This window comes from Devosia ginsengisoli (assembly GCF_024707105.1).
GTDB lineage: Bacteria > Pseudomonadota > Alphaproteobacteria > Rhizobiales > Devosiaceae > Devosia > Devosia ginsengisoli_A.
The window spans coordinates 100,697-114,645 of record NZ_JANQAJ010000009.1 but is presented as its reverse complement, the minus strand read 5'-3'; the positions used below and the strand labels follow the sequence as shown (position 1 = coordinate 114,645).

Below are 13,949 nucleotides of genomic sequence, written 5' to 3'. Positions count from 1 at the left end.
CATCAGCGTTCCTGCCCGTCGACATGGTCGGTACCGGTCAGGCCGCGGGCGGCGAGCAGTACGACGAGGAAAAGTGCGGTCATGGCAAAGCCGATGACGATGGCCGTGAGCACCAGCGCCTGCGGCACCGGATCGGCATAGGCGGACGCATCGGCAATGCCATCGACGATGGGCGCCGCGTCAGTCTTCAGCCCGCCCATGCTGAAGATGAAGAGATTGACCGCATAGGATATCAGCGACAGCCCGATAATGACCTGGAAGCTGCGGGGGCGCAGCAGCAGCCACACGCCCGAACCGGCGAGGACGCCGATACTGATTGCCAGGATTGCTTCCATCACTCGGCCTCCGCATTCGTGGCGGGCGGGGTGTCGACACGCGCCGGCCGCAATCGTGCAGGCTTGGCGCCGCGGATGGATTGGTGGGCGATCGCAACGAGGATCAGCACGGTTGCGCCAACGACGAGGATGAAGACGCCGAGGTCGAACAATAGTGCCGTCGCCATGGGTATCTTGCCGAACAGCGGCAGGTCGAGATAGCGGAAGCTCGTCGTGAGGAACGGATAGCCGAACAGCCACGAGCCGAGGCCGGTGAGCAGCGCCAGCAACAGGCCGGCGCCGATCCAGTAGGTAGGCAGGATACGCAGCCGGTCTTCGACCCAGCGCGTACCGCCGGCGAGATATTGCAGCACGAAGGCGATCGACATGGTGATTCCGGCGATGAAGCCGCCGCCCGGCTGATCGTGCCCGCGCAGGAACAGGTAGATCGCCAACACGATGATGACAGGGAACAGCCAGCGCATGATGACCGATGGCACGAACAGGAAATCGGACAGGATCGTGCCTTCGGCATCGGCGCTGCGCTGTCCCTCGAAACCGCTCTGGATGACCTGCTGCTCGGGACGCTCGATACTGTCCGCCGCGGGGCGGAAGCGTCGTAGCAGGGCGAATGTCGTCAGTGCCACGATACCGAGCACGGTGATCTCGCCCAAAGTATCGAAGCCGCGGAAATCGACGAGGATGACGTTGACCACATTGTGCCCGCCGCCCAGCGCATAGGCATTTTCCACGAAGAAGCTGGCAATGCTTCGGGGAGCGTCACGGGTCATGACCGCATAGGCCATGAAGGCCAGGCCGGTACCCGACATGATGGCGAGGGCCACGTCGCGGGCGCGCCGGAACCGGGCCCCGCGCGATTTGGCCACGTCGATATTGGCATCCTGCCGGCGCTTGGGCAGCCAGCGCAGGCCCAGCAGGATCAGGACGGTGGTGACGACTTCGACCAACAATTGGGTCAATGCCAGGTCGGGCGCCGAGAACCAGACGAAGGTGATGCAGGTGGCCAGCCCGGCGCCGCTCATCAGCATAAGCGCGGCCAGCCGGTGATATTTTGCCTGAATCGCGGCGCCAATGGCGCAGGTCGTGCCGATCACCCAGACCAGCGCCAGGGCCAGATCGGCGCCTTCGAGCGAGAGGCTGACCCTGCCGGAAGCGCCAAGGAATGGGGCAGCCCCGGCCACGACCGCAATGCCGACCAATATGGCCAACTGCGGCTGCAGCCGCCGCGTACCGAAGACGCGTTCGAGCGTCTTGGCCCAGCGCACCGAGAGCAGGATGAGGAGGCGCTCGAACGTGCGCGGGCCGATCAGGTCGTCGATCAGCGGCGCTCCGTCGATGCCCCGCGCCAGGTATTTCTGCAGCAGGAAATAGAGCAGCACTCCGCCGACAAGCGCCACCAGGCTCATCAACAGCGGCGTGGTGAAGCCGTGCCAGATGGCGAGGCTGTAATATGGCGCCTCCGGCCCCAACACGGAGAGTACTGCCGCGCCGAGATAGGGGCCGATGGCAACGCCGGGAATGATGCCGACCAGAAGGCAGATCAACACCAGGATTTCGATGGGCCGGCGCATCAGGGCCGGCGGCTCATGGGGTACGCGGTCGAGCTCGGTCGGCGGCGGGCCGAAGAAGACGCCATGAATGAAGCGCAGCGAATAGGTGACCGCGAACAGGCTTCCCAGGACGGCGGCGAAGGGCAGGGAGACATCGACGAAGGGGTTGGTGTTCTTGATGGCGGTTTCGGCGAAGAACATTTCCTTGGACAGGAAGCCGTTGAGCAGCGGTACGCCCGCCATGGCGGCCGCGGCGACCATGGCCAGGGTCGCGGTAAATGGCATGAAGCGGAATAGCCCGCTGAGGCGGCGGATATCGCGCGTGCCGGTTTCGTGGTCGATGATGCCCGCCGCCATGAAGAGCGACGCCTTGAACGTGGCGTGGTTGGCGATATGGAAAATGGCGGCCACCAGGGCCAGCGGCGAACTCATGCCGATAAGGGCGGTGATGAGACCGAGATGGCTGATGGTGGAATAGGCCAGCACGCCCTTGAGGTCCTGCTGGAAAATCGCCGAATAGGCGCCGATCAGCAGGGTGGCAAGGCCGGTATAGGTGACGATCAACTGCCAGGCCTGGGTTCCCGCCATGACCGGCCAAAGCAGGACCAGCAGGAAGACACCGGCCTTCACCATGGTGGCCGAGTGCAGATAGGCCGAGACCGGCGTCGGCGCCGCCATGGCCCGCGGCAGCCAGAACTGGAAGGGAAACTGAGCGCTCTTGGTGAATGCCGCCAGCAGAACCAGGAGCAGTGTCGGCAGGTAGAACGGATGGTCGCGGATCGTGTCGCCCGAAGCCAGCACCACATCGAGGTCATAGCTGCCCACGATATGGCCGATGAGCAGCATGGCCACCAGCAGTGCCAACCCGCCCGTGCCGGTCACGATCAGCGCCATGCGCGCGCCGTCGCGCGCACCCGCATTGTGGTGCCAGTAGCCGATCAGCAGGAAGGAGAAGATGCCGGTCAGTTCCCAGAACATCACCAACTGGATCAGATTGCCCGACAGCACGATGCCGAGCATGGCGCCCATGAAGGCCAGCAGGAAAGAGAAGAAGCGCGGCACCGGATCTTTTGGTGACATGTAGTAGCGCGCATAGAGCACGACGAGAAAGCCGATCCCGGTGATCATTATGGCGAAGAGCCAGGAGAGCCCGTTCAGCCTGAGAACCAGGTTCAGCCCCAGATCGGGCAGCCACGCAATGTCGTGGCGGACGACCTCTCCACCGGCAATGCCGGAATAGCTGAAGACCGCCAGAGCAAGACAGACAAGTGCAACCAACCCGGCCAGGATCGCCGCCCCGGTGCGCGCGCCCGACGGTAGCAGTGCTGCAATCACGCTACCGAGAAACGGCAAGCCAATCAGGGCAATAAGCATCATGTCATCGAATTCCAGCGTTCAGTTCCTCATGTTTTAGAATCAGCTTTCTGCCATGAAGACATCATCGCAGGCATGATGACGAATATGAATGATTCCTCGTCAGCGGCAGGTGTATCTCATTGTCGCATTTGCGGTCTACCGGCAGAAAGGGCGAATGCGGCTGACAATAAGACTCATGCCGCAATTGTCATGCGGAAGCGCGCCGGACGAGTTCAAATCCCACGTCGTGAACGGCGTTCAGCGTCGTGCCGATAGCGAAGCGATCCACCAGGGCATTGGCGGCCAGTTGCCCCAGTATCTGGCGGTCGATGCGGATACTGGTCAGGGATGGCTCGGTATAGGCGGCAAATTCCTGGTCACCGAAACCGATGACCGCGATATCCCGCGGCACCGACAACCCGCGTGCAGCCGCTTCCGCAAGCAAACCCTGGGCGAATTGGTCGGAACTGCAGAACAGCACCGTGCCGGGCGATACGCCCTGTTCCAGAACCCGGGCCAGTGCCTGACGTCCGAGGCCAAGCGAGGCGGAGGTGTCGAAATCCACCGCCGGCACTTCTGTCTGCGACAGCTTGGCGAAGCGGGTGGTGAAAGCGTCGCGGCGACGGCGGGCGCGTTCGTCGCCGGCGGTGATGGTGACCGCATGCCGATAGCCCGCCCCGATGGCGAAGTCCGCTGCGGCGATGCCGGCGCCGGCATGGGAGAAGCCGACGCAGCAATCGATCGGGGTATCGGTGATGTCCCAGACTTCCACTACGGGAATGCCGGTATTGACGAGCATGCGCCGCGCGCCCGGACTATGGTGTATACCGGTGAGCAGCATCGCATCGGGACGACGCGAGAGATGGGTGGCAATCGCCTTTTCTTCGCGGTCGAGATCGAAGCCGGTCTCGGAAAACATGATCTGGTAGCCGTGGCCCCACATGATGTCCGAAAAGGCATGGAGCATGCTGGAATATACGATGTTGGTGACCGAGGGCATGAGGGCGGCCACGAGATTGCTCTTGTTCGAGGCCAATGCGCCGGCCACGGCATTGGGCACATAGCCCGTCTGGCGGATAGCATCCTCGATGCGCTGCAAGGTCTGGGGTGACACCTTTTGCGGCGACGAGAGGGCGCGGGAGACCGTGACCTGGGAGACGCCGGCCAGGCGCCCGACATCGGTCATGGTGACTCCGCTGCTGCGGCGAAGCTGATCGGTGGCCTTAGTGCGATCGGTCATGGAACGCTCTTACCCCAGCGTCAATGAAGCGCCAAGCACCGGCGGTTTTCGACATCGGAAAGCGAATGGTGAAGTCATCGGGAGCAGAATTGTATGCGCATCCATTTGATGCGGCATAGCGGCGTCATCTGTCAACGTTGAGAACTCTGGTTCCAATCGCCTGTCGTCTTGACAGTATAAAATGTATGCGCATACACAGAGGCCGACGACGGAGGAGAATGATGGTCAAAACGGCAGCAGACCTGCGGTCGGCCCGGTGGTTCGCGCCGGATGATCTGCGCAGCTTCGGGCATCGGTCGCGGCTGATGCAACTGGGCTATTCGGAAGAGGATTTCATGGGCAGGCCGGTAATCGGCATCCTCAATACCTGGTCCGAGCTCAATTCGTGTCACAGCCATTTCCCCGAGCGTGTCCAGTCGGTCAAACGCGGTGTGGCGCAGGCCGGCGGATTCGCGGTCGAGCTGCCGACGCTGTCGGTGGATGAGAGTTTCACCAAGCCAACCTCCATGCTCTATCGCAACCTGCTGGCCATGGAGACCGAGGAGATGATCCGCTCCCACCCGCTCGATGGCGTGGTGCTGATGGGCGGTTGCGACAAGACCACGCCGGGGCTGGTGATGGGGGCGCTCACTGCCGGCATTCCGATGATCTTCCTGCCGGCCGGCCCCATGCTGCGCGGCAACTATGCCGGCACGGTGCTGGGGTCGGGGTCCGACGCCTGGAAATTCTGGGACGAGCGGCGCGCCGGCAATGTCAGCGACGAACAATGGCGGGGCCTGCAGGGCGGCATAGCCCGTTCGGCCGGCGTATGCATGACCATGGGTACGGCATCCACCATGACGGCCATTACCGATGCGCTGGGCCTCACCCTGCCGGGCGCCTCCTCGATCCCGGCGGTGGATTCGGGACATTCCCGCATGGCAGCGGATTGTGGCCGGCGGATTGTCGACATGGTCTGGGAGGATCTGACGCCGGCCCGCATCGTCACCGCGGAGTCAGTGCGCAATGCGGCTATCGTTGCCATGGCGACGGGCTGCTCGACCAATGCGGTGGTGCATCTGATAGCGGTGGCGCGCCGCGCCGGTGTCGATCTCGGCCTCGACGAGCTCGATGCGCTGGGCCGGGTAACCCCGCTGCTCGCCAATGTCCGGCCGTCGGGTAAGGACTATCTGATGGAAGACTTCTACTTTGCTGGCGGGCTGCGGGCATTGATGAAGCAGATTGCCGACCGGCTTGATACGTCCTGCCTCACCGTCAACGGCAAGACGGTGGGTGAAAATATCGCGGATGCCGTGGTCTATAATGACGATGTCATCCGGCCGCTCTCGAATCCGGTCTATCACGAGGGCTCGCTGGCGGTCCTGCGGGGCAATCTCTGTCCCGATGGCGCGGTTATCAAGCCGGCGGCCTGTGACGTGAAATTCCACGTTCACCAAGGTCCCGCGCTGGTCTTTGACAGCTATCCCGAGATGAAGAATGCGGTGGAGGACGAAAACCTCGACATCACGCCGGATCATGTTCTGGTGCTGCGCAATGCCGGGCCGAAAGGCGGGCCGGGCATGCCGGAATGGGGCATGCTTCCCATTCCCAAGGCGCTGATCAAGCAGGGGCACCGCGATATGCTGCGCATTTCCGATGCCCGCATGTCCGGCACGTCCTATGGCGCCTGCGTGCTGCATGTGGCGCCCGAATCCCATGTCGGCGGGCCGCTGGCCCTGCTGAAGACTGGCGATATCGTACGCCTGGATCTGCCCAATCGACGCCTCGACATGCTGGTTGCCGAGGACGAGCTGGAGCGGCGCCGCGCGGCCTGGTCGCCGCCCGGGCCCCGTTTCGAACGCGGTTGGGGCTGGATGTACAGCCAGCATGTCACCCAGGCCGACAAGGGCTGCGATTTCGATTTCCTCGAACGCGATTTCGGCGCTGCCGCCGGCGAACCCGATATTTTCTAGCTATCAAGGTCCATTCCCATGCTGTCCCTCGATCAGGCGCTGACCGGCATTTCCGGCATTCTCGTCACTCCCTATGATGCCAAGGGCGATATCGCGCCCGCCCGCCTCGCTCCCATTCTCGACCGCGCGCTCGGCGCGGGCCTGCACATGCCTGTCGTCAACGGCAATACCGGCGAATTCTATGCCCTCACCACCGATGAAGCGGCGACCATGGTGCGCGAGGTGGCCGGGCTGGTCGCTGGCCGCGCGCCGTTGCTGGCGGGAATTGGGCGCGGGCTGCGCGATGCCTGTGCCCTGGCGAAGGCCTCCGCGGCAGCCGGTGCATCTGCGCTTATGGTGCATCAGCCGCCCGATCCTTTCGTCTCGCCGCGCGGCATCATCGACTACGTGAATGCCATTGCCGATGCGTCGGGCGGACTGCCCATGATGCTCTATCTGCGCAATGATGCCATCGGCACCAAGGCCATCGCCGAGCTTTGCGCCCGTCCGGGCGTCAAGGGCGTCAAATGGGCGACGCCCAACCCGCTCAAGCTCGCCGAGGCGATCGCCGCCTGCGATCCGGGCATCGTCTGGGTCGGGGGGCTCGCCGAAGTCTGGGCGCCGACCTTTTATGCCGTGGGCGCTCGTGGGTTTACCTCGGGCCTCATCAATGTCTGGCCCGAACGCTCGTTGGCCATCCATGCAGCGCTGGAGGCGGGTGATTACAAGCAGGCCAACCAGCTCATCGCCGGTATGAAAGCCTTCGAGGACATCCGCGCCGAGGAGATGAACGGCACCAATGTCACCGGGGTCAAGGCGGCATTGCTGGCGCTGGGTCGTGATTGCGGGCCGACCCGACCGCCCTCGGCCTGGCCGCTGACATCAAGCCAGCAGGCCAGGCTCGACGCCTTCATCGCCGCCAACCAGCTCACCTGACCGATCGAGGAATGTCGCCATGAATGAAATTCTGCGTGAAAAGCTGGCGACCGTTTCCGTCGCCACCCTGGCCACGGCCCTGTTCAAGCGTGGCTTGCGCAACCAGGTGATCCAGGGTGTTCACCCGGTCAGGGCCAAGGGACGGAACATGGTCGGTCCGGCTTTTACTCTGCGCTATATTCCGGCCCGGGAGGACCGCAACCAACTGGCCGAATTCCGCAATCCCGAACATCCGCAGCGCGTTGCCGTCGAAACCTGCCCTCCGGGCCATGTGCTGGTAATGGACAGCCGCAAGGACCCACGCGCCGCTTCGGCCGGCGATATATTGGTCACCCGCCTCATGGTGCGCGGGGTGGCGGGGGTCGTTACCGATGGCGGTTTTCGCGATGCCGCCACGATCGGCACGCTCGATATTCCCGCCTATCATTCCCGTCCCTCCAGCCCGACCAACCTGACCCTGCACGAAGCGCTCGACCTCAACATGCCGATCGGCTGTGGCGATGTGGCCGTGTTCCCGGGCGACATCGTGGTGGGCGACGACGATTGTGTGATCGTCATTCCCCAGGCCATTGCCGAAGAGGTCGCCGACGAGGCGGTCGAGATGACTGCCTATGAGGATTTCGTGGTCGAGCAGGTCAAGGCGGGCACGCCGATCATCGGCCTTTACCCCAGGACGCAGGAACGTTTCACCGCAGAATTTGCCGCCTGGCGACAGCGCGAAAAACGCTGAGCAACGTCTGGACTTCATCGCTTGGTCGGTATTTGCGATGGCCGAAGCCGATTGGATAGACTTGAGCCGGTTAGGCTTAACGGGTTGTTTTTCTTGGGGTAGTGGCGCATCCGACTATATTTCACGGCAATTGATTTGGGGGACTTGCTGTGAGTTTAGGCCTGTTGGCGAGCGCGATCTTTCTGGTGACCGGCGGGGCCTATTACCTCGAATGCGCCATGCGCGCCGCGCTGCGCGTCGAATTCCAGCCGGCCGCACTGGGGCCGGCGCAATCGCCGGTGGAGCTGGCCTGGTACTATCGTCCAGCGGAAGTCTTCCTGCGCCAGGTCATCAATGTCCGCAGCCAGCGCGGGTTCTGGCACGGCTAGGCTTCGCCTGATCCCGCCTGTGCGGCGGGATTCAATTCAACTGTCCACCACCATCTTAAGCCTTGTGGCATGACCCGGCCGGCATGATGCAACCGGGCGTAAACCCATGGGTAAACCGGCTGTTAAGGTAAACCGACCGATAATGCCGACCTGGAAACGATGTCGTCCACAAGGTGAGTTTCAGGTCTAATGCGTCTTCTAATCGGCATCCTCATCGTCGTGGGCAGCGTCATCGGCGGGTATATGGGGGTCGGCGGGCATCTCTATGTGCTGTGGCAGCCCTTCGAATTCGTCATCATTCTCGGCGCCGCCCTGGGCGCCTATGTCATCGGCAATACCGGGCCGGTGCTGAAGCAGACGCTGAGCGTGTTCGGCACGCTGTTCAAAGGCCCGAAATACAACAAGGCGGCCTATGTCGAGCTGCTGGGCATGCAGTTCAGCCTCTACAAGCTGGTGCAGTCCAAGGGCATCCTGGCGCTGGAGCAGCATATCGAAAATCCGCATGAATCGACGCTGTTCGCGCGCTTTCCGACCTTCGCCAACAACCACCACGCGGTGGAATTCGTCTGCGACTACCTGCGCATGGTGACGCTGGGCTCCAACAACGTCCACGAGATGGAGGCCCTGATGGACGAAGAACTGGAAACCCATCACCAGGAGAATGAGCGCGTCGTTAACGCCATGCAGGCGCTGGCTGACGGAACGCCGGCTTTGGGCATCGTGGCGGCCGTGCTGGGCGTGATCCATACGATGGGCGCCATCAGCGAGCCGCCCGAAGTGCTGGGCCACATGATCGGCGGCGCCCTGGTCGGTACCTTTTTTGGCGTCTTCGTGGCCTATGGCTTCTTCGGGCCGTTCGCGCAGTCGCTGCGCAATATCTACGAGGCGGAAGACAAGTATTTCCTGTCGCTCAAGGTGGGGCTGCTGGCCCACATTTCCGGCCAGGTGCCTGTGATGGCCATTGAATTCGCGCGCAAGGCGCTGATGTCGGAAGACCGGCCCAGCTTTGCCGAAATCGACGAGGCGACGGCGAACCTGCCCGCCGCGACATAGGCCCGACTTTAGGAAGCCAGAATGGCGAATTTCGACCAGCCGATCATCATCAAGAAGGTCAAGAAGAGAAAGCACGCCCATCACGGCGGCGCGTGGAAGATCGCCTATGCCGACTTCGTGACTGCCATGATGGCCTTCTTCCTGCTGCTGTGGCTGATCAGCATGACCACGCCCGAGCAGAAAGAGGGCCTCGCCTCCTATTTTGCGCCACCCAATATCAGTCCGACCACCAGCGGCTCGGGCGGGTTGATGGGCGGTACGGCGCTGGATAATTCCGATGCCCTGATGCAGGGCTCGACGCCTGAGGAACGGGTGGATGCCTCGGTGACGCCCAAGGGCGAGGAATTCGGCACGGTGACGGGCGCGATGAGCGGTCGCGACCAGCAGCAGGGCAATGAATTCCAAACCACCAATGAATCGCAATACGATCTCAAGGCCGATGACGATCAGGGCTTCCACAGCGCCGCGGCGAGCATCCGCCAGGCCTGGCAGGCCATGCCGGCCATCACCGAAATTGCCGACAACCTGATTGTCGAGGAGACCGAGGAAGGCCTCAATATCCGCATCATCGACCAGGAGGGGCGGCCGATGTTCCCGGAAGGGTCGAAATATCCCAACGAGGTGACGCGAAAGGCCATCGCGGCCATTGCGCCGATCCTTCAGAAATTGTCGAATCCGGTGCGGATTTCGGGCCATACGGCGGCTGGCGGGGTCTATGCCAATCCGCGCTATGGCTCGTGGGAACTGTCGGCCGATCGCGCCAATACGGTGCGGCAGATCCTGGGTGAGTTCGGGCTGGCCGATGACCACGTCAATTCGGTGGTGGGCCGTTCGACGGCCGAGCCATTCTTCCCGAACGACCCCTATATGGCGGCCAACGAGCGGATCGAGATCACGCTGCTCTACGAGACCCCGCCGGTGCCCGCCGGGCTGAAACCATAGGAATTTTCGCGTGCTATCTGGCATGACCGGTTGCCCCGGTGCATGGTCGCGCCGGTGATTTGCGAGGAGTCCTGCCGTGCCCTTTCCCGACCTGATCCAGCCCGAACTCGGCGCCTATCAGAGCAATGTCCAGATGCCCGGGGATTTCTCGGCATTCTGGGAAGCGACCCTTGCCGAGGCGCGGGCGATCGGGGGCGAGGTCGGCATCGTCAAGGCCGAGACCACGCTGAAGGCGGTCGAGGCGTTCGATGTGACGTTTCCGGGTTTTGGCGGCCATCTGATCAAGGGCTGGCTGGTGCTGCCCGCGAACCGCACGGGCCGCTTGCCGCTGGTGGTGCAATATCTGGGCTATGGCGGCGGGCGCGGCTTTCCGCATGAGCAATTGCACTGGGCGGCGTCGGGCTATGCCTATTTCCGCATGGATACGCGCGGGCAGGGCAGTGGCTGGTCCATGGGCGGCACGGCCGACCCGGTGGGCACGACGCCCTCCATTCCCGGCATGATGACCAAGGGTATCCTGGACAAGAACGATTACTACTATCGCCGCGTCTTCACCGATGCGGTGCGGGCCGTGGATATGCTGGTGGCGCAGGACTTTGTCGATCCCGACAGGATCGCGGTTTGCGGCGGCAGCCAGGGCGGCGGCATTTCGCTAGCCGTGGCGGGGATCGATGCCAGGGTCAAGGCGGTGATGCCCGACGTGCCCTTCCTCTGCGACTATCGGCGCGCGGTGCAGAAGGCGGCGCGTGACCCCTATCTCGAGATCGTGCGCTTCCTGGCGCAGCATCGCGACAAGAAGGCCACGGTGTTCGAGGTGCTCAACTATTTCGACGGTGTCAATTTCGCGCGCCAGGCCAAGGCGGCGGCGCTGTTCTCGGTGGCGGTGATGGACGAGACCTGTCCGCCCTCCACGGTCTACGGCGCCTACAATGCCTATGCCGGCGCCGACAAGAGCATCGAAGAATACGAATTCAACAACCATGAGGGCGGGCAGGCCTTCCAGGACCGCGCGCAGATGGTTTGGCTCGGCAAGTTGTTTGGATGAGGGATAAATCTGTCGAGGGACTTGCGCTACTCAAAAAACGCAAATATTGCGTAGATGAGACAGCGAGGCAGACCCGTGGCGACCCAAAGACGTGCAAACCAGGCCGATATCGCGGAACGCCTCGGCGTTTCGGTGAGTACGGTCTCGCGCGCGCTGGCTAACGAGATCGGCATCAGCGATGCCGTGCGGCGTGACGTGCAGCGCATGGCGCGCACGCTGGGCTACAAGAGCAAGCACAGCCTGGCCGCGGTGGGCGGGGACAAGAAAGCCGTGGCGCTGGTCCCGCTGGGCAGCGCGACGAGCGGCTTGTCCGGCTTCTATTTCGGCATTGTCGAGGGCATGCGGTCGCAGGCAGAAACGGCCGGCATGGCGCTCGACGTGCGGTTGGTCAATGAATCCTCGGTGACGCTGGACCTCATCAAGAAGCAGATCGCACAGGCCGATGCCGGCGGCGTGCTGCTGGCGGGGATCGATGCCTGGGATGAGCTGGCGGCCTGGTCGACCGAGGCGGAAGTGCCGGTGGTGCTGGTCAATGGCAGCGACCCCAACATGCGGGTCAGCTCGGTGTCCCCGGCCAATTACTACGGTGCCTTCATGGCCACGCAGCGCCTGCTCGATGCCGGGCACCGCAAGATCCTGCACTATACCCATCGCTATCGACCGACCATAAGGCAGCGCCAGCGCGGGTTCGAGCAGGCCATCGCCAGGACGCCGGGCGCGGTGGGCACCATCGTCAATACCGACGAGCGACATACCAGGGAATTGCTGGAGGATCTGCTGGCCGGCAAGCATGACGTCACGGCTGCCTTCATCTGGAACGACATTGCCGCGGTGGAGATGCTCGAGGGCATCTATGGCGCCGATAGCCCGTTGCCACGGAACTTCTCGATTGTCGGCTTCGACGATCTACCACTGGCCGGCATGGCCACGCCGCGATTGAGCACGACGCAGGTCGATCGCGAGGCGATCGGGCGTGGGGCTGTGCGGCTATTGGCCGAGCATATGGATGGCGAAGCGGCGGTGCAGCAGCTCGAGATCGGTGTGACCATGGTCGAGGGCGAGACGGTCTGGACGCTGGAATAGGTCTCAGGCGGACCCCAGCGAGACATCGGCAACAGGCTCGCCCGGCGCGGTGGGCAGTCGGTAGACGGCGCGCCGGCCTTCGACATTGGACGTGAAATACACGAACCTGCCTTCGGCATCGGTGATCGGGTGGGGATGGCTGTCCTGGCTGTCCCAGTTGGAATCCGAGCGGCCGAGTACGCGCCAGCGGATCGCTCCGCCCGGCCAGTCGAGGTCGAGCCGCGAAATCCAGGGCGATACCTTGATCTCGTCATTCGCCGTGCTGCGATAATAGCCGTCGGTCACCAGCATGGTTTCGTCCGGGCCAACGGTGAAATGGCCGTATCGGGTCCAGTCGGAGGGCAGGCGGATTTCGATCGGTTCGCTGCCATCGACCGGCGCGCGGCCGACATAGGCGGTGCCGTCGGTATAGAGGCCGTGATAGATCACGGCATTGCCGTCGCGCTCCCACATTTCGTGGCAGGTCCAGTCGAGACGGCTGCGGCCTTCGCCTTCCTGGCGCAGCCTTGTATGCTTCTCGCCGTCCCACAGCCAGACCCGCCGGATGCCGCAATCTGACGGCCATTCGTGATTGTAGAGGATCACGCTGGAATCGGTGGGGGAGAACTGGACATGGGTGACCCAGGCGCTGGGCACCGGCTCGCACAGCACCTGCTCGCCCGTCTCGGTAGAAAAGACGCGCAGATAGGAATTCAACCCGAGCCGCCGCACGCGGGCGTCGATCCCCTTGTGCCGCTCAGTCCAGGCTTCGTCCTCGGTAAAGGCCGCTTCGTCGGTGGTGGGCACGCAGATCAGCTTGCCATCGGCTGATACGTGGGTGAAGGCGGTCACCTGGTCGTCCGGCAGCTCCGCCAAGACGCGCTCGCGGCCGTCGAAATCGACGGCGCGAAGCTGGCGGCCCTGCAGGTAATAGAGCGTGTTCCGCCGGGCATCGAAACTGACGCTGGCCTTGGCGAAGCCGCGATAGGGCGTGCCGTCGAAATAGACGTAGGACCGCAGCCAGCCTTCGCTATTGTGGGTCAGTTGCGTCACGGCCTTCGTCGCGAGATCGATGCGGAACAGGTTGGGATTGCCATCCTGTTCACCAATGGCAGCGAGGCTTTTGCCGTCCGCTGACAGGCTCGTGCTGGTGAAATACAGCAATTGCAGATCGATATCGTTATGGCTCGCAACCTTCTCGGCCATTGTCATTCGGTGTTCCCTCGCTCCTGCCGGGCGCAATAATCCACAGCCCAACGCCTTCATTGCAAACGCAAATTCACGCAAATTGCGTAGTTTTGGGAATTTTGACGCAATACTTGCGTTAGCGCAAGTGGTGTTCTAGGCTCCTTATGCGTCGTGAGGAGGCGCACACACCTTGTTTGCGTTTTCTGGGAGGAG

12 protein-coding genes are annotated in these 13,949 nt (G+C 63.0%); 8 read left to right on the top strand and 4 right to left on the bottom strand.

Annotated features, from left to right (window positions below; translation table 11 throughout):
- Nucleotides 1-2 precede the first annotated feature (2 nt).
- The 3 genes from NVV79_RS10370 to NVV79_RS10360 all read right to left on the bottom strand — a co-directional run bounded on the left by NVV79_RS10370 (nt 3) and on the right by NVV79_RS10360 (nt 4,481).
- Nucleotides 3-335, bottom strand: coding sequence for a Na+/H+ antiporter subunit C (locus tag NVV79_RS10370; RefSeq protein WP_303988833.1), 333 nt, complete (start codon nt 333-335; stop codon nt 3-5).
- Nucleotides 335-3,259 carry a monovalent cation/H+ antiporter subunit A gene (locus tag NVV79_RS10365; protein WP_369684728.1) on the bottom strand — a complete coding sequence of 975 codons (2,925 nt, stop codon included), beginning with the start codon at nt 3,257-3,259 and terminating at the stop codon, nt 335-337. Before NVV79_RS10365 ends, NVV79_RS10370 begins: the two co-directional genes overlap by 1 nt.
- Nucleotides 3,260-3,449: 190 nt before the next feature.
- Entirely contained in the window at nt 3,450-4,481 is a 1,032-nt protein-coding gene (locus tag NVV79_RS10360; protein ID WP_303988827.1) for a LacI family DNA-binding transcriptional regulator, read from the bottom strand.
- A 221-nt stretch (nt 4,482-4,702) separates the two neighbouring features.
- Here NVV79_RS10360 and araD point away from each other — a divergent pair, with 221 nt between their 5' ends.
- The 8 genes from araD to NVV79_RS10320 all read left to right on the top strand — a co-directional run bounded on the left by araD (nt 4,703) and on the right by NVV79_RS10320 (nt 12,569).
- Nucleotides 4,703-6,433 (top strand): L-arabinonate dehydratase, encoded by a 1,731-nt coding sequence (araD, locus tag NVV79_RS10355; RefSeq protein WP_303988824.1) that lies wholly within the window; start codon nt 4,703-4,705, stop codon nt 6,431-6,433.
- Nucleotides 6,434-6,451: 18 nt separating this feature from the next.
- Nucleotides 6,452-7,348, top strand: coding sequence for a dihydrodipicolinate synthase family protein (locus NVV79_RS10350; RefSeq protein WP_303988822.1), 897 nt, complete (start codon nt 6,452-6,454; stop codon nt 7,346-7,348).
- A gap of 19 nt (nt 7,349-7,367) precedes the next feature.
- Entirely contained in the window at nt 7,368-8,078 is a 711-nt protein-coding gene (locus NVV79_RS10345; RefSeq protein WP_303988818.1) for a ribonuclease activity regulator RraA, read from the top strand.
- A gap of 149 nt (nt 8,079-8,227) precedes the next feature.
- Nucleotides 8,228-8,446: a hypothetical protein gene (locus NVV79_RS10340; RefSeq protein WP_303988817.1), complete on the top strand. Its 219-nt coding sequence runs from the start codon at nt 8,228-8,230 to the stop codon at nt 8,444-8,446.
- Between the two features lie 189 nt (nt 8,447-8,635).
- Nucleotides 8,636-9,499 (top strand): flagellar motor stator protein MotA, encoded by an 864-nt coding sequence (motA, locus tag NVV79_RS10335; RefSeq protein WP_303988815.1) that lies wholly within the window; start codon nt 8,636-8,638, stop codon nt 9,497-9,499.
- 21 nt (nt 9,500-9,520) lie between these two features.
- Nucleotides 9,521-10,441: a flagellar motor protein MotB gene (locus NVV79_RS10330; RefSeq protein WP_303988813.1), complete on the top strand. Its 921-nt coding sequence runs from the start codon at nt 9,521-9,523 to the stop codon at nt 10,439-10,441.
- Between the two features lie 76 nt (nt 10,442-10,517).
- The gene (locus NVV79_RS10325) at nt 10,518-11,486 is read left to right on the top strand and encodes an acetylxylan esterase (RefSeq protein ID WP_303988811.1); all 969 of its coding nucleotides are present in this window, start codon (nt 10,518-10,520) and stop codon (nt 11,484-11,486) included.
- A gap of 75 nt (nt 11,487-11,561) precedes the next feature.
- The gene (locus NVV79_RS10320; RefSeq protein ID WP_303988808.1) at nt 11,562-12,569 is read left to right on the top strand and encodes a LacI family DNA-binding transcriptional regulator; all 1,008 of its coding nucleotides are present in this window, start codon (nt 11,562-11,564) and stop codon (nt 12,567-12,569) included.
- Nucleotides 12,570-12,572: 3 nt separating this feature from the next.
- Here NVV79_RS10320 and NVV79_RS10315 read toward each other — a convergent pair whose 3' ends face one another.
- Nucleotides 12,573-13,760 carry an oligogalacturonate lyase family protein gene (locus tag NVV79_RS10315; protein ID WP_303988805.1) on the bottom strand — a complete coding sequence of 396 codons (1,188 nt, stop codon included), beginning with the start codon at nt 13,758-13,760 and terminating at the stop codon, nt 12,573-12,575.
- Nucleotides 13,761-13,949 lie beyond the last annotated feature (189 nt).

Bases quoted from the DNA above. Each gene is read 5' to 3' on its own strand.
- NVV79_RS10370 (WP_303988833.1), bottom strand. From the start codon at position 335: ATGGAAGCAATCCTGGCAATCAGTATCGGCGTCCTCGCCGGTTCGGGC.
- NVV79_RS10365 (WP_369684728.1), bottom strand. From the start codon at position 3,259: ATGCTTATTGCCCTGATTGGCTTGCCGTTTCTCGGTAGCGTGATTGCA.
- NVV79_RS10360 (WP_303988827.1), bottom strand. From the start codon at position 4,481: ATGACCGATCGCACTAAGGCCACCGATCAGCTTCGCCGCAGCAGCGGA.
- araD (WP_303988824.1), top strand. From the start codon at position 4,703: ATGGTCAAAACGGCAGCAGACCTGCGGTCGGCCCGGTGGTTCGCGCCG.
- NVV79_RS10350 (WP_303988822.1), top strand. From the start codon at position 6,452: ATGCTGTCCCTCGATCAGGCGCTGACCGGCATTTCCGGCATTCTCGTC.
- NVV79_RS10345 (WP_303988818.1), top strand. From the start codon at position 7,368: ATGAATGAAATTCTGCGTGAAAAGCTGGCGACCGTTTCCGTCGCCACC.
- motA (WP_303988815.1), top strand. From the start codon at position 8,636: ATGCGTCTTCTAATCGGCATCCTCATCGTCGTGGGCAGCGTCATCGGC.
- NVV79_RS10330 (WP_303988813.1), top strand. From the start codon at position 9,521: ATGGCGAATTTCGACCAGCCGATCATCATCAAGAAGGTCAAGAAGAGA.
- NVV79_RS10315 (WP_303988805.1), bottom strand. From the start codon at position 13,760: ATGACAATGGCCGAGAAGGTTGCGAGCCATAACGATATCGATCTGCAA.